Genomic DNA, 18,855 nt, shown 5'->3' on the forward strand with positions numbered 1-18,855 from the left:
AACCCTTTAAAATCAATGGATTAAAAAATACACAGCAGAATCACCGATAAAAATTATCAGTAATTGTTTCCGTGTTACCCGTTTCCGCCCCACCTTTTATCGAGGCGGTAACACTCAGCTCGCCAAACGCGCCTTCGCGACGCGCGAACCGGTAGGGCGTCCCAGCACATCACAGATACGCTGACCGGCTGCGATCAAGCGGTCCATATCAATGCCGGTATCAATTCCCAGACCGTTGAGCATGTACAGCACATCTTCGGTCGCCACGTTACCGCTGGCGCCCTTGGCGTAGGGGCAACCGCCGAGCCCGGCGATGGAACTGTCGAACACCTGAATCCCTTCAAGCAGACTGGCGTAGATGTTGGCCAGCGCTTGGCCATAGGTGTCATGGAAGTGGCCCGCCAGTTTGCCCCGTGGGATCTGCCCGGCGACCACGTCGAACAAGGTCCGGGTCGCGCCCGGTGTGCCCGTGCCGAGGGTGTCGCCCAGGGACACTTCATAACAGCCCATGGCAAACAGCTCGTTGGCGACCGAGGCCACCTGTTGCGGTGCAACCTGACCTTCGTATGGGCAACCGAGCACGCAGGACACATACCCGCGCACACGGATGCCGTGCAAGCGGGCCGCTTCCATGATCGGGGCGAAACGCTCCAGGCTTTCGCTGATTGAACAATTGATGTTGCGCTGGGAGAACGCTTCGGACGCGGCGGCGAATACCGCGACTTCTGTCACGCCAGCGGCGAGGGCGTCTTCAAATCCCCTGAAGTTGGGCGCCAGTGCCGCATAGGTCACGTCGGGCTTGCGCTGGATCTGGGCGAAGACTTCAGCGGAACCCGCCATTTGTGGCACCCATTTGGGCGAGACAAAACTGCCGACTTCGATATAGCTCAGTCCTGCGGCGGTCAGCTCATCGACCAGTTGTACTTTGTCCGCGACGCTGATGGGCTGGGCTTCATTTTGCAGGCCATCGCGAGGGCCGACTTCTACCAGACGTACATGTTGAGGCAGGGGCATGGCATCACCTTATAATTTTTTGAGGTTTACTCAGTAACATCATGATTTGTAATGGATCTTTCAAGCGCAGCCAGGCAGCGCTCCTCAGCCGTGTCCAGCTCCAACTGCATTTGCTGGATGTCCAGCAGTTGCTGTTCAAGCTGCGTTCGGCGGTCAACAATTTTGCCGAGCATGGTATTCAATTGTTTTTGATTGTCGCCGCGAGGGTCGTACAGCTCGATGAGTTCGCGGCATTCGGCCAGGGAAAAGCCGATGCGCTTGCCACGCAGGATCAACTTCAGGCTGACCTTGTCGCGGCCTGAGTAGATACGCTCAAGGCCGCGCCGCTCTGGGGCGAGCAGGCCTTGTTCTTCATAGAAGCGAATCGCGCGGGTGGTGATGTCGAGCTCGCGAGCGAGGTCGGAGATGCTGTAGGTCTGGCTGCTCATGAAGGTGCTCACGGTTGAACGTGTGGCTAACCTACGGCGTGCTTGACGTATACGTCAAGCAGTCTGCCGGGTCTTGATGAGTCTTTGCCGCTTCATTAAGGGGTAAAACACAGGATATTTATTCTAGAAATAACATTAAGTTATAAAAATAAATGTTTATTAATCAATTATTTGAGATTCATATCTAAAGCTTTATCTAGCTTGTTTTCTTGCGCTGTCACCCGTTGGCAGAGCTCGATTATCTGCTCTCGCATCCAGCGGTTGGCGGGGTCCTGATCGGTGCTTTCGTGCCAGTAAAGGTGGGTTTCCACCGGCGGCACATCATTGACCGGCAAATTGACATAGTGCAGATCGTGGCGTCTGGCGAAGCGCTCCGGCACGGTCATGACCATATCGGTCTCTTGCAGCACTTGCGAAGCCATCAGGTAATGCTGCGAGCGCAGGGAGATTTTGCGCTGGATCCCCATCTTGCCCAAAGCCAGGTCAACATGCCCCAGGCCACTACGGCGGCTGGAAATGTGAATGTGGGTCACGGACAGGTAGTCTTCCAGGCCGAACTTTTCTTTGGTTGCCAGTGGATGCCCTTTGCGCATGGCACAGACGTACTTGTCTTCCATGAGCTTGACGTGACGCACCTGCGGGTCAGTGTTGAGTGGCGCATCGACGGCGAAGTCGAGGCGACCGGCCGCCAGTTCCTTGGTGGTCTCGCGGCGCTTGGACAAAAAGCTCTCGATAATCACCGCCGGGGCCAGTCGACGCAGGCGTTGAAACAATGCAGGCAGGATCACCGCTTCGGTCAAGTCGGTCATGCTGATGCGGTAGGTCTTGTTCGCCTGCAACGGATTGAAAATCCGGCTTTCCTGCACCGAAACGCGCAGCAATGACAAGGCGTTGCGCACGGGGCCGATAATGTTCTGGGCCATGGGCGTGGGCACCATGCCTTGCGCGGTACGTACGAAAAGTGGGTCGTTGAAGGTCTCCCGCAGGCGGGCCAGAGCATTGGAAACCGCAGGCTGGGTGATGCCGATAATCTGTCCGGCACGGGTCAGATTGGCTTCGGTGTAGATGGCATCAAAGACAATAAAGAGGTTGAGGTCAACCTTGCTCAGATTCATTCCATTGCGCTCTCATGTTGTTTTTATTGAGACGTTGCGAAGCCTGATCATATATCGGTTATGAATGTTTATACACGTTGAGAATAGGTTAGATAAATTTTCATCGCTGATCTAGCATCCAGTTCATGCACTCATCCACCTCCTTCAGAAGGTAGCTGCTCATGGATTTCGCTTATTCCCCAAAGGTTCAGGAACTGCGTGAGCGCGTCACTGCGTTCATGGATACTTATGTCTACCCGGCAGAGCCTGTTTTCGAACGTCAGGTTACCGAGGGTGATCGCTGGCAGCCCACAGCGATCATGGAAGAACTCAAACTCAAGGCCAAGGCTGAGGGGCTGTGGAACCTGTTTCTGCCGGAGTCGACATTCGGTGCGGGGCTGACCAACCTGGAGTACGCCCCACTGGCTGAAATCATGGGCCGCTCGCTGCTCGGGCCAGAGCCGTTCAACTGCTCGGCGCCAGACACCGGCAACATGGAAGTGCTGGTGCGCTATGCCAATGAAGCGCAGAAGCAACAGTGGCTTGAACCGATGTTGCGCGGTGAAATCCGTTCAGCGTTCGCCATGACCGAGCCGGACGTGGCCTCCTCTGATGCCACCAACATGGCGGCCCGTGCTGAACGTGATGGTGATGAATGGGTGATCAACGGCCGCAAGTGGTGGACCTCAGGTGCCTGCGACCCGCGTTGCAAAATCATGATTTTCATGGGGCTGAGCAATCCTGAGGGGCCGCGCCATCAGCAGCATTCAATGATTCTGGTGCCGACCGACGCCCCTGGCGTGAAAATCGTTCGCGCGTTGCCGGTATTTGGTTACGACGATGCGCCCCACGGGCACGCTGAAGTGCTGTTTGAGAACGTCAGAGTGCCTTACGAGAATGTCCTGCTGGGTGAAGGTCGTGGTTTCGAGATTGCTCAAGGTCGGCTCGGGCCTGGTCGGATTCACCACTGCATGCGCTCCATCGGTATGGCTGAACGGGCACTGGAACTGATGTGCAAACGCTCGATCAGCCGCACTGCATTCGGTCGTCCGTTGGCGCGCCTGGGTGGCAACATCGACAAAATTGCTGATTCGCGGATGGACATCGACATGGCGCGGCTGCTGACCTTAAAGGCTGCGTACATGATGGACACCGTCGGCAACAAAGTTGCGAAAAGCGAGATTGCCCAGATCAAAGTCGTGGCGCCGAACGTGGCATTGCGCGTGATTGACAGGGCGATCCAGATGCACGGCGGGGCGGGGGTTTCCAACGATTTCCCGTTGGCTTACATGTACGCGATGCAGCGCACCTTGCGCCTGGCCGATGGCCCGGATGAAGTGCACCGCGCGGCGATTGGCAAGTTCGAAATCGGTAAGTACTTGCCGAAGGAAATGCTGCGCAGCGAGCATCACTGATAGTCGCTGTTCACAGGCCCCTGTAGGAGGCCTCGCCGCGTCTTCGACGCCGCGCTGTCGCGCAGCAAACTGGTTTTGATTTGCGTGGTGTGATGGTTTAGTGGTGTGTCAGCTGAGCCTTCGCAGGCAAGCCTGCTCCCACAGGTTTTTGATCTGCCGTTAGGATGTTGTGTGAATTGAGTATCGAATTACGGCCAGGCCCCTTTTCCAGAAGGCCGAGCGCAGGCGTTGCGCAGGGGGTAACGAGGCAAGGATGCCGAGTAAGCCGCACGGGGCCAGGGACGGCCCCTTGCGGCGACCCCCGGAGCAACGCCGGAGCGAGGGAAGTCCGAGCCTAAGCGAGGATCCGCATGGAGGGGCAAGCGTTTTGGGGTACCTTTTAGGCGCTTGTAAAAGGTTCCTCGCTGTAAGAGCGAAACCGTAATTACTGCACATCAAAATGCCGGATATACACATCAAGATCAGCGCCAACACATTGTTTTTAAAGGGTTAAAAAGTCAGTTTGATGAGAGCTGCCGAAGGCTGCGATAAGGTCCGAAGGACCTTCATGAGTACCAAAAATAGCGACCGGTTCCGCCGGGCGCGACCCCAAGGCGATCGCAGCCTTCGGCAGCTCCTACGGTTATTCATCTGCCTGCGGACTCAATACACCCAAACCTCCACCCGCCGATTCTTGATCCGGCCTTCGTCGGCGTTGTTGGCCGCCACCGGCATCTCGTCACCAAAACCGCGAATGTCGCGAAAGATTACCCCGTTCTTGACCAGCTCCCGTCGCACCGCCATGGCCCGGAGTTTGGACAATAACGCTGCCCGCGCTGGATCGCTCTTGGCATCGCCAAACCCTACCAGGGTGACGTGGCCGTTCAGTTTGTCGTGTGTCTTGAGGTAATCCAACACACGCTGCAGATCGAGCTGCGCCTTGTTATCCAGGGTCGCACTGCCTTGGGCGAAGCGAAAGTTCACCGACAAACGCTGTGCCTGCCCGACGATGGCTTGATAGTCCGGGGGCATCCCGGCTGAGGCCTGGACTTTGATCGCCTGTACCGTTTGGGCAATGAAACCGTTGTTGGCAACGATGGCCTGGCCTTTGCTGCTTTGCGCGAACTGCACCAACGCTTCGGCCCATGGCTGGTGCCCCTGAGGTGGCAGGTAGAAATACAGGCGCCGCGACAGCGGATAATCCTCGGTGGCAATCAGGCTGACGGTCGGCAGCATCGGTGTCGAGCCGCCATCGACAATCGCTACTGCGTGGGCCCTGCGCACGTAAGGCAAACCGATAAAACCAATGCCTCCACGGTCCTGGGCAACTTCATCAGACAGCTGTTCACTGGACTCGAACCGCTTGGCGTTGCGCGCCAGGGTTTTACCGTACTTGAGCAGTACCAGTTCATTGAACGTGTCGAAGGTGCCAGAGTGATCATCACGGGCATACAGGTGAATCGCACCACCGGTACCGCCGAGATCTTCCCAGTCGTGAACGTCGCCAGAGAAAATCTGCGCGAGCTGTTCAGTGTTCAACTGATGCAAGGGGTTGGCCGGATTGAGAATCACCGCCACGCCGTCGATGGCGATGACTTGTTCGGCCTTGCGGCTTTTCAGGTCACCCAGCGTAGCCAGGTCCGCTAGCTCACTGTCCTTGATGGGGCGTGACGACGCGGCCAGATCGGCTTTGGCGGCTTTCAATGCAGTGAACCCTGTGCCCGAACCATGGGCCGCAACCTCGATCAGTACCGTGCGTCCGGTAGCGGTCTGGCCGAGCACCCGTTGTTCGTTTTCATGAGGCCCTGCTTCAATACGCACGTCTTGCAGACCCTGGGCTTGCAGTAAGCCTTCGACCAACGCGGGGCCCAATGCGGCGCCAATGGTGTTCGAGCCCTGGATGCGTAATGCAGGGACGCCTTCGGCAGGAATGGGCAATGCGGCAGAAACCAGGCCGGGTAGGGCGCTGCAGATAAACCCCAATAGCCAGGCTGCGCGATGTTGGGAACGACCAATGAACAGAGCGCGCAGCATGTGTGGCACCTTATACGAACAGAAAGTGCCGGGAGATTAAGTCAGAATGATTGCGAAAATATGACAGCGACGCTGGGCAGTTAGAAAGTTGGATAGTTGTAGATCAACTGTAGGAGGCTCGGATCGTAGCAGTGGGACAGTTCTTCAAGTGGTTCAACATCCTGCCCATCTTGGTGTAGGCGAGATGCAGCGCAACGCCAAGCCAAACGAAAATACCTGCAAAATCAATTAGGCCGACACAGAGCATTATTTTGTCAGCGGTACCCAAGCTCATTGAGTGGCCTCGTAAATTGCTTCGCCTACCATTTAACCACCCTTGCCAAGGGCAAACAGGCGTATACCAAAAGGCTAGATAAAACCAAGTTTGACCACTGCAACCATTCCAAATACCACCAATAGAGGCACCCATCCGGCCCAATGTAAAACAATCAGTTTGCGTTTAAGGTCGGCAGGGAAGCTCTTTAAATCCTCAGCGTTAGCCCCTCCATCGCGAAGATAGATGCGAGGCGTGATCATTAGACCCATTATTCCGCCCAGTACAACCAACCTTCCCCAAGGGCCTACGTTTAAAAGAAAAGCACGGTTCATAACCGCAGGACAATTCTTCAAATGGTTCAACATCAGATCCATTTTGGTGTAGGCGAGATGCAGCGCAACGCCAAGAAAAGTGAACACGCCTCCAAAACCAATTAAGCCGACCCAGAGGATGAATTTGTTAGCGGTACTCACGCTCATTGAGTGACCTCATAAATTGTTTCCCCTATTAGTTCACCACCCATCCCTCCGATAGCACCCGCTGCGAAAGATCCGCCTCCGACTACCACGATGCCGCATACAAGCAGTCCTATTCCACCAGTAGGCACCCCGAGAGCTACACAGATAGCGCCAGTCGTAGCACCGCCTAACACACCAACGGCAGCACCCCCCGCAACCCCGCCGATAAAACCTCCGCCTTCGGTGTATTTCACCTTTTCGCAGGCCTCGGTATTGCCCGCTGTGCACACGTCTTGAACCTTCATGTATGAGGCGCCGCCGCCGACGGCGGTGCCGATCCAGCCGCCGTATTTGACGTGCTGGGAGGCCTTGGCCACAGCGGCCAGGCGGGTGGCATAGCCGGGGTTCTGGCCGAGTCCGCCCGCGCGCCCCGCGCGATGTACCAGGCTGCGACTGGAAATACCCAGGGCGCTTTTCAGCTTCGGGTGGTCGGGGAAGCCGATGCTTTTTTTGGTCAGCGAGGTGAGTTGGGTATCGAGTTGCGTAAACAGGTGCTTGCGTTCGGCAAAGAACTCCGCTGAGCGCAGATGCCCATCCCGCTGAAAGGTGCGTTGGTGCAAGGACTCAATGGCCTTCAGCGAAGCTTTCACACTTTCCAGGTTCTTGCCGAAAATCGCCGTTCCTACGCCGATCGCGGTGGCGCCATGCGTGAGGAAGGATTCGATTTCGTCACGGTGACGCATCATAAAATCGGCTTCTTCCGGGCTAAGATCAGCCAGCGTCTGATTCACCCTGCGTGCCGTTTCCATCAGCAGCGCTTCTTCGCCGGTGCATCGCGGATTTTCGGGATCACTCAGCACGATCAACTGGCCCGCTTTTACCTGATCCAAATCAGGGTTAAGGGCCCTGAATTTGGCGATCACGGCCGGGTTGCGTGAGGTGAACAGCTGCGCTTCCAGCTGCTCAGCCGTTGTGCTCTTGGGCACGACGTAGAACCCTGGGTCGTGTAACTCGATTGGCGCTGGCCATTGTTCTCGGGGGAAAAACTTATACGTGTCGACGGGAGGTGGCGGGGCTGCAGTCTGGGTTGTGCTTTGAGCCTTCTCATCAGGCGCGTTGAGGTGTTGAGCATGGACAAAGCGCAATAAGCGCTCGGGGTCGGGTTGTAATACGGGTTGGGTGAGTCTATGTACCGGGATACGCTTTACCGCATCGCTTATTGCAACGTGGCCGTTGCGCACCACGGCCTGCGCCTGGTTTAACAGGTCGTTCCGTTCTTGCAGCAGTGCCTGTATGCCTTGCTCAGGGGTTTTATGGCCGAGCTCGACATCATCGACAATGCGCTTTGCGTAATAGGCCACTTCCCGATTGAAGTGCACACGCGGGATACCGTGGCTAAGGTGGCGAGCACTGAGGGTAAGAGCTTGCGCCAGCAGTTGGCCCGCAGCTTGGTGGACATCCCATAGGTCATAACGGTTGGGGTTCATCCCTCTTCGCCCCAAAAGCTATAGCCGCTGGTCCCCGCCAAGTGGTGCCTCCAGGTGATTTCGCGGTAGCGAATAGCAACGTGTTCTTGAGGTTCTGCATCGGATTGTAAAATGACATGGGGCATATCAAGCGTCAGGTCAGCAATAATTCCGCCGCTGATCGACACTGAATAGAATTTTTCCTGCGTGCCAGCGGGCGATACGCGGTAGAAACTGATCGTACCGTTTATTTCTTCTCTGCTTGCGAGCGCTTGAGCGAGTAACGGCGATGATTTATCAACGTTTTTTGTGATGATGATGGGGTGGTGGGTTGCCCTGTTGATATTTCCAATAGTGGCCATGGTATGGTTGTAAGACAGCACCATTATTTCGTCGGTATGGCCTGACTGATATTTGTTGCCCATGGAATCCTGGGTTGAGCAGCCCTCTGAAATCAGCCCTTGAACCTTACCTGTCAGGGTCATGTAACCGTGGTTAGCCATGCGTGCCAGTCCTTTTTCGTCGGCTGGACAGTCTATTATCACGGGGGGCGGCCGGCTGTAGGACGCTTCCGAATATAGATACGGAGGAGTGAGCAATGGAACAAAATCAGGCTTATGTTGGTTTCTTTGCTCCGTTGTTCCCCGAACTCCCAAGACAAGCCAACTCCACTGCATGAAACGAGCAAAGCTTTATGGCCTCGGGCACGTTTGACCCGAACGGTTTGATAAGCGCTGCCGAAGGTTGCGATACGATCTTGAAGCAATCGCAGCCTTGGGCCACCTCTACAGTTAAATGCTTTAGCTCAACTCCAGCCAGATCGGCGCATGGTCTGACGGTTTTTCCATGGCGCGCAGATCGTAGTCCACGCCAGCGGCCTTGATCCGCGGCTGCAAGCCATGGGATGCCATGATCACGTCGATACGCAAACCGCGCTTGGGCTCATCTTCGAAGCCGCGGCTGCGGTAGTCGAACCAGCTGAAGCGGTCGATCACTTCTGGATGAAGGTGACGGAAGCTGTCCACCAGGCCCCAGTTTTTCAGGCGGGCCATCCACTCGCGTTCTTCAGGCAAGAAACTGCATTTGCCAGTCCTGAGCCAGCGTTTGGCATTGTCCGGGCCGATGCCAATGTCGCAGTCTTCCGGTGAAATGTTCACGTCGCCCATCACCACCAATGGCTGATCGTTTTTGAACTGGCTTTCCAGCAAGTGCTGCAGGTCGTTGTAGAACCGCGCCTTGGCCGGAAATTTGGTCGGATGGTCGCGGCTTTCACCCTGCGGAAAGTAGCCGTTCATGATGGTCACCGGCTGGCCATTGACGTCGGCGAACGTGCCCCAGATAAAGCGCTTCTGGGCGTCCTCGTCATCCGTGTCGAAACCTTTGTGCAGGGTCAGTGGCGCTTGGCGCGAGAGCAGGGCAACACCGTAGTGGCCTTTCTGCCCGTGGAAGTGCACGTGATACCCCAAGGCTTCGATGTCAGCGTGGGGAAATTGCTCGTCCGAGACTTTGGTTTCCTGCAGGCCGATCACATCCGGCTGATGTTTCTCAATCAGTGCCGCCAACTGATGAGGTCTGGCACGCAGGCCGTTAATGTTGAACGAGACGATTTTCATGATCGGCAATCCTGGTGAACAAAAAAACGATGCTAGCTGACCTGTCGACTCACGGCCAGCGTGGCGGATTGCCTGATCCGATGCTAGGGTCGGGTAGGGAGTCGAAGTTGTTGGAACTGTAGCGTGTACCTGCTACTCGAAGCTTTCGCATCACAAACGCTGTCGTTCGAGCAGCGCTGTACCTACGAGGTAAACCCAATGCCTGCAACATCAACCGCCGTGGCCGAAGTCCGTCAACTAGACAGTGGTTATTCTCGCGAAGCACGTTCGCTGCTGTATCACGCCTATCGGCATGAGCCGAGCTTTGCGTATTTGTTCGAGTCGGACCGGCCCGGTTATGAGCATAGGGTTCGGGCCACGATGCGAGAACTGGTCAAACAGCATTTTTTTCAGGATCTGCCGGCGCTGGGGCTGTTTGTTGAGGATCGGTTGGTGGGTATCGCCCTGATCGCGCCCCCGCAACGCCGTCTGGGCATTACCGAAAGCTGGGCGTGGCGCCTGCGGATGGTTCTCAGCGCAGGGTTCCGCTGCACCCAGCGCTATCTGGAGTATCACCAGGCGGTGCTGGCCTGTCTGCCGTCGGACTCGGTGCATGTTTTGCCGCTGCTGGGGATTCACCCGCAATTTCAGGGCCGTCATTTTGGCGAGCAACTGCTCGAAGCGCTGCACCAATGGTGCGCTGTCGACGAAAACTCGCAGGGTGTTGTGCTCGACACCGGCAATCCACGTTATTTGGCGTTTTATAAACGACAGGGTTATGAGGAAATCGGTGAAGTTGCTGTGGGACCCATCCGAGAACACGTGTTTTTTCACCCCAATCCACAGGTATTGCTCAAAGCCCAGGCGTAGAGCGCGAAACTTGCGCTGTAGGACCTGTTCCAGCGCAACTCGCGGCTCGTGATAGCATTCGCGTCTATGAAGTTTTCCGGTAGATTTACCAGCGGTTTTGTCCTGCTGTTTACTGTCCAGTTCAGCACCTTTGGGGTGTTCGCCGCCGCGCAGTTGGACGTCAGGGTAAAACCCTCCAATGAAGAACTTAAAGCCAACATTGAAGGGTATGTGGGCAGCCTTGGCGAGCGCGACGAGGAGGCTCTGCAACGTTTCAGTCTGGGGGCCGAAGAGCAGGCACAAAAAGCGGCGCAAGCCTTGGGCTATTACCAGTCGCAGATTCACAGCGAAGTAAAAACCGGCAAGGACCTGCGGCTGGTGATCAATATCGCGCCCGGTGAGCCAGTGCATCTGCGTAATGTCACGGTGCGGGTCGACGGCCCGGCCGCCTCGCTCAAGGCCTTTCGGGTGCCGCAAAGCGACGTGTTGAAAACCGGCGCAGTCCTCAATCATGGTCATTACGAAGACGCCAAGCGCTTGATCCAGAATCAGGCGTCACGCTACGGTTTTTTCCGCGGACACTTCACCAGCCAGCGTCTGGCTATCGACCCGAAGGCAGGCGTTGCCGATATCGAGCTGATCTATGACAGCGGTCCTCGTTATTCCCTTGGCAAAGTCAGCTTCAGCGGTGATGCGCCGTTTGATGACGACTTGATGCAGCGCATGGTGCCGTTCAAAACCAATACCCCTTATGACTCGCAACTGATCGCCGAACTCAATCAGGCATTGCAATCGAGTGGCTACTTCGAGGGCGTGCGGGTGGATGCTGCGCCAACGGCAGCAGTGGATCAGGTGGTTCCGGTGGCGGTCCAGCTGCAAACCCGCAAACCGCGCACGATGGGGCTGGGTATTGGTTTTTCCACTGACGTCGGTGTGCGTGGCAAGGCCAACTGGACCCGGCATTGGGCCAACTCCCAGGGCGACAGCTATGGCGCCGAGATGGAGCTGTCGGCGCCCAAGCAAAACGTCGGTCTGTGGTACGACATTCCGATGGATCCGCCGTTGACCGACAAACTACGTTTCGCCGGCGGTTATCAGTACGAAGAAATTGCTGACAGCGAAAGTTTGAGCAAGCTGTTGACCCTTGGCCCTGAATGGCACAGCAAATTGCCTAGCGGTTGGGAGCGGGTGATTTCATTGAAGTGGCAGCGCGAGGAATATCGTCTGGGCGATGACTCGGGGCTCAGCACCCTGCTGATGCCGGGTATCAGCTATTCATACTTGCGCAGTGACAACCGTATTGACCCGCACAACGGCTATCGTTTGCAGTTTGACGCGCAAGTGGCCAAGGAAGGGTTGGGGTCGGACACCAACCTGTTGCACGGTAACATCCTGCTGAAAGGCTTGACGACGGTGTGGCAGAACCACCGTTTTCTTGGGCGCGTGCAGGTGGGCGGCAGTGCGACCAACGGCTATCAATCCATCCCTCCGTCCCTGCGTTTTTTTGCCGGTGGCGATCAAAGCGTGCGCGGTTACGACTACCAGACGCTGTCGCCGACGAACGCCAATGGCGACCGTATCGGAGGGCGTTACATGGTCGCTGGCAGTGTCGAATATCAATATTCGATAGCTGAAAAATGGCGCGTGGCGACCTTTATCGATCAGGGCAACTCGTTCAATACAGTGCAACTGCCAAGCTTGAAAACCGGTGTTGGTATCGGTGTGCGCTGGGTCTCGCCGGTTGGGCCGTTACGCCTGGATCTGGCCCATGCGCTGGACGATCCCGGAGGGATTCGCTTGCACTTCTCCATGGGCCCTGAACTATGAGGAGTGCCAGCGCCGCGAGCCGTGCAATAAAAATTACCGGCCTGAGTCTGATCGTATTTCTGGCACTGTTGATCTTGAGTCTATGTTTGATCCTGGGCACACAAGCAGGCAGCCGTTGGGCGCTCGGCCTGATGCCAGGTTTGCAAGTCGAAAACTTCAACGGGCATCTGGCTGGTCAATGGCGTGCCGATCATCTGCTCTGGGAGCAGGGCGAAAATCGCGTCGAGGTCGATGCGCCCGTGTTTGCCTGGTCACCTTCGTGCCTGGCAAAGATGACGTTATGTGTCGATCAATTGCAGGCCGAGCGGGTCAGTTTGCAGTTCCCTCCCGGTACCGACCAAGGCAGTGGGCCATTGAGCCTGCCAAATCTGAAGTTGCCACTGGCGATCCGCTTGGGTGATGTACGCATCGGTAGCCTCCTGTTCAATGGCAGCGAAGCGGTACGCAGTCTGCAACTGGCAGCAGAATGGACTGCCAACGGTCTGCAAGTCACTGCTGCGCATCTGCAGCACGACACTCTGGAACTCGATCTGTCCGGGTTGTTACAGCCGAACGGCGACTGGCCGCTGACGGCTCAAGGTCAATTGAAGCTGCCAGCACCCGATGCTCAACCTTGGGTTCTGGCCTTGAATATTGAGGGCAACCTGCTCAAAACCTTGGAGATCAAGGCCGACAGCAGCGGTTATTTGCAAGGTCAACTAATCGGGCAATTGCAGCCGCTGGCGGAGAATCTACCCGCACAGGCGAAAATTACCGCCGATAACTTCAAGGCCAGCGCCGAACTGCCTGGCACCCTGCAACTCAACCAGCTTGAATTGACCGCTCAGGGGGACTTGAAGAATGGCTATCAGGTCTCTGGCAACGCCAGCCTGCCTGCCGAACAAGGTCCTGTTGCGTTGGCGCTTCAAGGTAAGGTCGATGCTCAAGGTGCGGACATCGCCGCCCTCGACCTGACGGCTAACGCCGAACAGTCGCTGAAACTCAGCGGCACACTGAACTGGCACCAGGGTTTCAGCGTCGACGCAAAAGTCGATTGGTTGAATTTTCCATGGCACCGGCTTTATCCGGCCATTGATGAACCCCAGGTGGCTCTGCGTACCTTAAAGGGCGAAGTCTCCTACAGCGATGGCAAATACCTGGGCAACTTCAGCGGGGCTCTCGATGGGCCCGCCGGGGCGTTCAGCCTGAGCAGTCCGTTCAGTGGCGATCTCAAGCAAGTCTTTCTTCCTCAGTTGGAACTAACTGCGGGGCAGGGTAAGGCCAACGGCCACCTGAATCTGCAATTCGCCGATGGCATAGGCTGGGATACGGCGCTGGACCTGAGTGCGATCAATCCGGCGTATTGGCTGGGGGAATTGCCGGGCACCCTGGCTGGAGCGCTGCGGAGCAAAGGCGAGTTCAAAAACGAGCAATTGAGCTTGAATGCCGACCTCGACCTCAAAGGCCGGTTACGTGGGCAGCCGGCCGTGCTGCAGACCAAGGTGGATGGGGCCGGTGATAAGTGGACAATCAGCGCGCTGGATATGCGCCTTGGCGATAACCGTGTTCAAGGCCACGGGAGTCTGCAGCAACGACTTCTCGGCCAACTGGACATCAACCTGCCACGCCTGGGCCAGCTCTGGCCGCGCTTGCAGGGTCAAGTCAAAGGGCATCTGGATCTGGCGGGCACGTTGCAAGCGCCACAAGGCCAACTGGCGCTGGAAGGCGGGCACCTGGCAATGGCAGACGACCGCCTGCAGAGCCTGACTCTGGCGGCGAAACTGGACGCTGCTCAGCGTGCCGTCATCAACCTCAAGGGTAGCGGCATTCAACGGGGTGACACGCAACTGGGAACACTGATAGTCGACGGTCAGGGCGATATCAAACATCAGCAATTGACGCTCGACCTGCAAGGCCCGTTGTTGAAACTGGCGTTGGCACTCGACGGAGACCTGAGCAAAGGCAATTGGCGCGGCAGGCTGGTCAGCGGCGATGTGCAGACGGGGGGCCAGGATTGGCGCTTGCAACAGCCGACCAGGCTCGAACGACTGGCTGATGGCAACATCAATCTGACTGCTCATTGCTGGACTTCAGGGCAGGCAAGCCTGTGTGGCGAGGACCAGCGCCTGATGCCTGATCCGCGCTTGCGTTATCACCTCAAGCAATTCCCCCTCGACAGCCTGGCTCAGTGGCTACCCCCGGACTTTGCCTGGAAAGGGCTGCTCAACGCCGATGTGCAACTCGACCTCCCTGCTTCCGGCCCCAATGGCCAGGTTTCGGTGGATACCAGCGGTGGTACTTTGAGTATTCGCGAGAAGGACCAATGGCTGGAGTTCCCTTATGAAAGCCTCAAACTCAGCAGCACCCTGAACCCGAAACGCATCGACTCCCGGCTGGATTTTCGGGGAGGCAAACTCGGGACGCTGTCAGTGATTGCGCAGATTGATCCGCTGACGAAAAACAAGCCGCTGACCGGAGAATTCAACCTCAGTGGGGTGGATATATCCATCGCCCGGCCTTTCGTGCCAATGGTGGAAAAGCTCACCGGTCGACTCAATGGCAGTGGGCGTTTGTCTGGCGGCCTACTGGCGCCGCAGGTCAATGGCAACGTCACCCTTAGCGAGGGCGAGGTGTTCGGGCCGGAATTGCCGGTCAGCCTGCATAACCTGAAAATCCAGGCGCTTATCGCGGGCGAAAGTGTACGTCTGGACGGCGGTTGGAGCAGTGGCGAGGCAGGGCACGGTACGTTGAATGGGCAGATATCCTGGGGCGAAGCACTCGCGGTGGACCTCAATCTGAAAGGCACGCGCCTGCCGCTCACGGTGGAGCCTTATGCCGCGCTGGAAGTGGCGCCGGATCTGAAAATTGCCATGAAAGGCGACAAGCTTGCCATTTCCGGCAAAGTGCTGATCCCCAAAGGCGCGATTACCATCCGCGAACTGCCGCCCTCGACGGTCAAATTGTCAGGCGACGCTGTGATCGTCGGTCATCAAACAGAACACGGTGCGCCGCCGTTAGTCATGGCCATGGATATCGATGTTGAGGTGGGGCAGGACACCCTCAGCTTCACCGGTTTCGGCCTGACCGCGAATCTGGCGGGTCATGTGCACATCGGTGACAACCTTGATGCCCGCGGCGGACTGACCCTTAACGACGGGCGTTATCGGGCTTATGGTCAGCGCTTGACCATTCGCCGTGCGCGGCTATTGTTTGCCGGCCCCATCGATCAGCCATACCTCGATATCGAAGCGATTCGCCAAACCGACGACGTGATTGCCGGTATTCGCCTGACCGGCAACGCCGAGCAGCCGACCAGCGTTGTGTTTTCAGAACCGGCAATGAGCCAGGAGCAGGCGTTGTCCTACCTGATCATGGGGCGACCGTTGAGCACCACCGGCGAAGACAGCAACATGATGGCCCAGGCGGCGTTGGCATTGGGTTTGGCTGGGAGTTCGTCAGCAACGGATACCCTCGCCAAAGACCTTGGTATCAAGGATTTTGAACTGGACACGTCAGGCAGCGGCAACACGACCAGCGTCGTTGCCAGCGGCAAAATTACTGACAAGTTGAGCCTACGCTACGGTGTCGGTGTGTTCGAACCGGCCAACACCATCGCCTTGCGTTATATGTTGAGCAAAAAGCTCTATCTGGAAGCCGCCAGCGGAATCGCCAGCTCGTTGGATCTGTTCTATAAGCGGGATTTCTGAGCTGCACGCAGATCCACTATGGGGGCGAATGAATTGGCCTCCACAGTGGATCGACGGTTACTGGTTAACCAATTTCAACGAGCTATCGCTGTAACGCTGTCCGGCAATGGCCTCGACGGGGAATAGATCCTTGAGGGCCTGCAGTTCGCTCTGACTTAGTTTGATCGCCAATGCTGCGACGTTTTCTTCCAGGTATTTGCGTCGCTTGGTCCCCGGAATAGGCACAATGTCATTGCCTTGGGCAAGCACCCAGGCCAAGGCCAGTTGCCCGGCGCTGACGCCTTTCTCAGTGGCAAGTTTTTGTACCTTCTCCACCAGTAACAGATTTTTCGCGAAGTTTTCGCCCTGAAAACGCGGGCTCGATCGACGGTAGTCGTCTGCGGCAAAGTCGTTAGGGCTTTTCAGCGTGCCCGTCAGGAAACCACGACCCAGCGGGCTGTAGGGGACAAAAGCGATGCCTAGACGGCGGCAGGTTTCGAGGCTGCCATTTTCTTCCGGGTCCCGGCTCCACAACGAGTATTCGGTTTGCAACGCGGTGATCGGATGTACTTTATGCGCCCGCTCCAGCGTACTGGCAGACGCTTCGCTCAAGCCGAGGTAACGAACTTTGCCGGCCTTGACCAGTTCAGCCATGGCGCCCACTGACTCTTCGACCGAGATTTGCGGGTCGATCCGGTGTTGGTAATACAGGTCCAGGGTTTCGATGCCCAAACGCTTGAGCGTGCCGTCGATGGCGCTGCGAATATATTCCGGGCTGCCGTTCACGCCCCGAGCACCAGCGTCGTTGGCGTCGCGGACAAAGCCGAACTTACTGGCGAGAAATACCTGATCACGTTTGCCGCGAATGGCCTGACCGATCAGCTCTTCGTTGGTGTGCGGACCATACATGTCGGCGGTGTCCAACAGCGTGATACCCAGCTCCAGCGCTCGGTGGAGGGTCGCGATCGCTTCTTTGGTGTCAGTACCGGTGGTATAGAAGTCGGTCATGCCCATGCAGCCAAGACCGATGGCGGAAACCTGCGGGCCATTTTTACCAAGTTGACGGGTTTGCATGGATAAACTCCTGCGGATTAAAGGGGGTCGCCATTGTTGCGCTCGACAGAACAGAGATAAACCCGCTAAAAATGCTTTCACTATTTAGATAATCTAAATAGTGGTACCTGAAATATCACCGTGATTTCACTTCGTCCGCACAAGGCCGCCGTCCCATGGATCGATTCAACGCCATGCGCGTGTTCACCCGCATCGTCGAACTGGGCGGGTTTGCCAAAGCCGCCGACAGCCTGCATATACCGCGGGCTTCAGCGACGATTCTGATTAAACAACTGGAAGCGCATCTGGGTGTGCAACTGCTGCAGCGCACCACCCGCCAAGTCAGTCCAACGTTGGACGGCCAGGCGTATTACCAGCGTTGCGTCAGCCTGCTGACCGATCTGGAGGACACCGAGGCGGCGTTTTCATCCGCGAGCATTGCCCCACAAGGTGTATTGCGCATCGATATTCCGGTGGGTTTCGGTCGCTTGATCGTAATCCCCGCATTGCCGCAATTCACCGACCGTTACCCGATGATTGAACTGGAGATCGGCATGAGCGATCGTCCCGTGCACTTGATCCGTGAGGGCGTGGATTGCGTGGTGCGGGCTGGGCCCTCTCTGGATGAATCGCTGGTGGCCAGGCCGTTGGCGAACATGACGCAAGTGACCTGCGCCAGTCGCGAGTACCTCCAGCGTCATGGCGCACCGCTGACACTGGAAGATTTACCGCAGCACAAGGTGATCGAATACTTCTCTGCCAGCGCCAACAAACGGTACGGCCTGGAGTTCGTGATTGACGGCCGGGTGCGTGACTTCAGTCTGCCCAAGGCAATGTCAATAAACAGCGCCGACGGCTACCTGGCCGCGTGCGAGGCCGGATACGGGTTGGTGCAGACGCCGTATTACCATATCGTTGAACAGCTGCGCAGTGGATCGTTGGTGGAAGTGTTGAGTACGTTTCGTCCGCCGACGATGGCTTTGATGGCCTTGTACCCGCCGCATCGACAGATGTCGCGACGAGTGCGGGTGTTCGTCGATTGGTTGATAGAGGTGTGTTCACGGAACAATCTGTTAGATAAAATCCAGTCAGGCCAATAGGTCCCTACGCACTTTCGTGTTTAACTTCCGGCTCTTCCAAAAACCCTTAAAAAAGGACTCAGCTCATGGCTCAAGTGACTCAGAAAGGCAACCCTATTCAAGTCAACGGCGAACTGCCAAAGGTTGGCAGCTCCGCACCTGCGTTTACGCTGGTAGCGGGCAACCTGGCTGACGTAACCCTGGCCACCTTTGCCGGAAAACGCAAAGTACTGAACATTTTTCCAAGCATTGATACCCCGACCTGCGCCACCTCTGTGCGCAAGTTCAACGCTCAGGCCAATGACCTGAAGAACGCCGTCGTGCTGTGCATTTCCGCCGACTTGCCGTTCGCCCAAGCCCGCTTCTGCGGCGCCGAAGGCCTGGAAAACGTCCAGAACCTGTCCACTATGCGTGGCCGCGAGTTCATTGAAAACTACGGTGTAGCAATCGCTGAGGGCCCGCTTGTAGGTCTGACGGCGCGTGCTGTGGTTGTACTCGACGAACACGACAAAGTGCTGCACAGCGAGCTGGTATCGGAAATCGGTCACGAGCCGAATTACGAAGCGGCTCTGGCTGTTCTAAAGTAACACTTTGTAAAACATTAACGGCCTGGCCTAGTCTGGGCCGTTTCTATTTGTGCTTCAGG

Annotated in this window: 15 protein-coding genes; 6 read left to right on the forward strand and 9 right to left on the reverse strand. The window is 56.8% G+C overall.

Features of this window, described 5'->3' with window-relative positions; genetic code table 11:
- Positions 1 to 114: 114 nt before the first annotated feature.
- The 3 genes from AC1ME2_RS25760 to AC1ME2_RS25770 all read right to left on the reverse strand — a co-directional run bounded on the left by AC1ME2_RS25760 (position 115) and on the right by AC1ME2_RS25770 (position 2,557).
- Positions 115 to 1,014 (reverse strand): hydroxymethylglutaryl-CoA lyase, encoded by a 900-nt coding sequence (locus AC1ME2_RS25760; protein WP_480437976.1) that lies wholly within the window; start codon positions 1,012 to 1,014, stop codon positions 115 to 117.
- A gap of 26 nt (positions 1,015 to 1,040) precedes the next feature.
- Complete coding sequence (locus AC1ME2_RS25765; RefSeq protein WP_480437978.1) at positions 1,041 to 1,442, reverse strand: MerR family transcriptional regulator; 402 nt, start codon at positions 1,440 to 1,442, stop codon at positions 1,041 to 1,043.
- Between the two features lie 167 nt (positions 1,443 to 1,609).
- Entirely contained in the window at positions 1,610 to 2,557 is a 948-nt protein-coding gene (locus AC1ME2_RS25770) for a LysR family transcriptional regulator (RefSeq protein WP_480437980.1), read from the reverse strand.
- 161 nt (positions 2,558 to 2,718) lie between these two features.
- Between AC1ME2_RS25770 and AC1ME2_RS25775 the strand changes: the two genes are divergently transcribed.
- The gene (locus AC1ME2_RS25775) at positions 2,719 to 3,951 is read left to right on the forward strand and encodes an acyl-CoA dehydrogenase (protein WP_480437981.1); all 1,233 of its coding nucleotides are present in this window, start codon (positions 2,719 to 2,721) and stop codon (positions 3,949 to 3,951) included.
- A 642-nt stretch (positions 3,952 to 4,593) separates the two neighbouring features.
- On the opposite strand, the gene AC1ME2_RS25780 is transcribed toward AC1ME2_RS25775, so the two are convergent.
- From AC1ME2_RS25780 to xthA, 5 genes are all read right to left on the reverse strand, one after another.
- Positions 4,594 to 5,964: a phosphate ABC transporter substrate-binding/OmpA family protein gene (locus AC1ME2_RS25780; RefSeq protein ID WP_480437983.1), complete on the reverse strand. Its 1,371-nt coding sequence runs from the start codon at positions 5,962 to 5,964 to the stop codon at positions 4,594 to 4,596.
- Positions 5,965 to 6,312: 348 nt separating this feature from the next.
- A complete protein-coding gene (locus AC1ME2_RS25785; protein ID WP_480437985.1) occupies positions 6,313 to 6,699 on the reverse strand; it encodes a hypothetical protein in 387 nt (128 codons plus the stop codon).
- Positions 6,696 to 8,165 (reverse strand): hypothetical protein, encoded by a 1,470-nt coding sequence (locus AC1ME2_RS25790; RefSeq protein ID WP_480437986.1) that lies wholly within the window; start codon positions 8,163 to 8,165, stop codon positions 6,696 to 6,698. Before AC1ME2_RS25790 ends, AC1ME2_RS25785 begins: the two co-directional genes overlap by 4 nt.
- Positions 8,162 to 8,647, reverse strand: coding sequence for an Hcp family type VI secretion system effector (locus tag AC1ME2_RS25795; RefSeq protein ID WP_480437987.1), 486 nt, complete (start codon positions 8,645 to 8,647; stop codon positions 8,162 to 8,164). Before AC1ME2_RS25795 ends, AC1ME2_RS25790 begins: the two co-directional genes overlap by 4 nt.
- Positions 8,648 to 8,944: 297 nt before the next feature.
- On the reverse strand, positions 8,945 to 9,757 hold the full coding sequence (xthA, locus tag AC1ME2_RS25800) for an exodeoxyribonuclease III (protein WP_480437989.1): 813 nt from the start codon (positions 9,755 to 9,757) through the stop codon (positions 8,945 to 8,947).
- 198 nt (positions 9,758 to 9,955) lie between these two features.
- Between xthA and AC1ME2_RS25805 the strand changes: the two genes are divergently transcribed.
- The 3 genes from AC1ME2_RS25805 to AC1ME2_RS25815 all read left to right on the forward strand — a co-directional run bounded on the left by AC1ME2_RS25805 (position 9,956) and on the right by AC1ME2_RS25815 (position 16,098).
- Positions 9,956 to 10,606, forward strand: a complete 651-nt coding sequence (locus tag AC1ME2_RS25805; protein ID WP_480437990.1) for a GNAT family N-acetyltransferase — start codon at positions 9,956 to 9,958, stop codon at positions 10,604 to 10,606.
- A gap of 66 nt (positions 10,607 to 10,672) precedes the next feature.
- Positions 10,673 to 12,412: an autotransporter assembly complex protein TamA gene (locus AC1ME2_RS25810; RefSeq protein ID WP_480437992.1), complete on the forward strand. Its 1,740-nt coding sequence runs from the start codon at positions 10,673 to 10,675 to the stop codon at positions 12,410 to 12,412.
- Positions 12,409 to 16,098, forward strand: a complete 3,690-nt coding sequence (locus tag AC1ME2_RS25815) for a translocation/assembly module TamB domain-containing protein (protein ID WP_480437994.1) — start codon at positions 12,409 to 12,411, stop codon at positions 16,096 to 16,098. The genes AC1ME2_RS25810 and AC1ME2_RS25815 overlap by 4 nt, the downstream gene beginning before the upstream one ends.
- A 57-nt stretch (positions 16,099 to 16,155) precedes the next feature.
- Here the strand turns inward: AC1ME2_RS25815 and AC1ME2_RS25820 are convergent, their stop codons facing one another.
- Complete coding sequence (locus AC1ME2_RS25820; RefSeq protein ID WP_480437996.1) at positions 16,156 to 17,151, reverse strand: aldo/keto reductase; 996 nt, start codon at positions 17,149 to 17,151, stop codon at positions 16,156 to 16,158.
- Between the two features lie 155 nt (positions 17,152 to 17,306).
- Here AC1ME2_RS25820 and AC1ME2_RS25825 point away from each other — a divergent pair, with 155 nt between their 5' ends.
- Both AC1ME2_RS25825 and tpx read left to right on the forward strand, forming a co-directional pair.
- On the forward strand, positions 17,307 to 18,230 hold the full coding sequence (locus tag AC1ME2_RS25825; protein WP_480437997.1) for a LysR family transcriptional regulator: 924 nt from the start codon (positions 17,307 to 17,309) through the stop codon (positions 18,228 to 18,230).
- A 65-nt stretch (positions 18,231 to 18,295) separates the two neighbouring features.
- Positions 18,296 to 18,796, forward strand: coding sequence for a thiol peroxidase (gene tpx, locus AC1ME2_RS25830; protein ID WP_480437999.1), 501 nt, complete (start codon positions 18,296 to 18,298; stop codon positions 18,794 to 18,796).
- The last annotated feature ends 59 nt before the right edge of the window (positions 18,797 to 18,855 follow it).

Source organism: Pseudomonas sp. ASL9 (assembly GCF_056680335.1).

Coding starts and splice junctions, on each gene's coding strand:
- AC1ME2_RS25760 (WP_480437976.1), bottom strand. CDS start 1,014: ATGCCCCTGCCTCAACATGTACGTCTGGTAGAAGTCGGCCCTCGCGAT.
- AC1ME2_RS25765 (WP_480437978.1), bottom strand. CDS start 1,442: ATGAGCAGCCAGACCTACAGCATCTCCGACCTCGCTCGCGAGCTCGAC.
- AC1ME2_RS25770 (WP_480437980.1), bottom strand. CDS start 2,557: ATGAATCTGAGCAAGGTTGACCTCAACCTCTTTATTGTCTTTGATGCC.
- AC1ME2_RS25775 (WP_480437981.1), top strand. CDS start 2,719: ATGGATTTCGCTTATTCCCCAAAGGTTCAGGAACTGCGTGAGCGCGTC.
- AC1ME2_RS25780 (WP_480437983.1), bottom strand. CDS start 5,964: ATGCTGCGCGCTCTGTTCATTGGTCGTTCCCAACATCGCGCAGCCTGG.
- AC1ME2_RS25785 (WP_480437985.1), bottom strand. CDS start 6,699: ATGAGCGTGAGTACCGCTAACAAATTCATCCTCTGGGTCGGCTTAATT.
- AC1ME2_RS25790 (WP_480437986.1), bottom strand. CDS start 8,165: ATGAACCCCAACCGTTATGACCTATGGGATGTCCACCAAGCTGCGGGC.
- AC1ME2_RS25795 (WP_480437987.1), bottom strand. CDS start 8,647: ATGGCTAACCACGGTTACATGACCCTGACAGGTAAGGTTCAAGGGCTG.
- xthA (WP_480437989.1), bottom strand. CDS start 9,757: ATGAAAATCGTCTCGTTCAACATTAACGGCCTGCGTGCCAGACCTCAT.
- AC1ME2_RS25805 (WP_480437990.1), top strand. CDS start 9,956: ATGCCTGCAACATCAACCGCCGTGGCCGAAGTCCGTCAACTAGACAGT.
- AC1ME2_RS25810 (WP_480437992.1), top strand. CDS start 10,673: ATGAAGTTTTCCGGTAGATTTACCAGCGGTTTTGTCCTGCTGTTTACT.
- AC1ME2_RS25815 (WP_480437994.1), top strand. CDS start 12,409: ATGAGGAGTGCCAGCGCCGCGAGCCGTGCAATAAAAATTACCGGCCTG.
- AC1ME2_RS25820 (WP_480437996.1), bottom strand. CDS start 17,151: ATGCAAACCCGTCAACTTGGTAAAAATGGCCCGCAGGTTTCCGCCATC.
- AC1ME2_RS25825 (WP_480437997.1), top strand. CDS start 17,307: ATGGATCGATTCAACGCCATGCGCGTGTTCACCCGCATCGTCGAACTG.
- tpx (WP_480437999.1), top strand. CDS start 18,296: ATGGCTCAAGTGACTCAGAAAGGCAACCCTATTCAAGTCAACGGCGAA.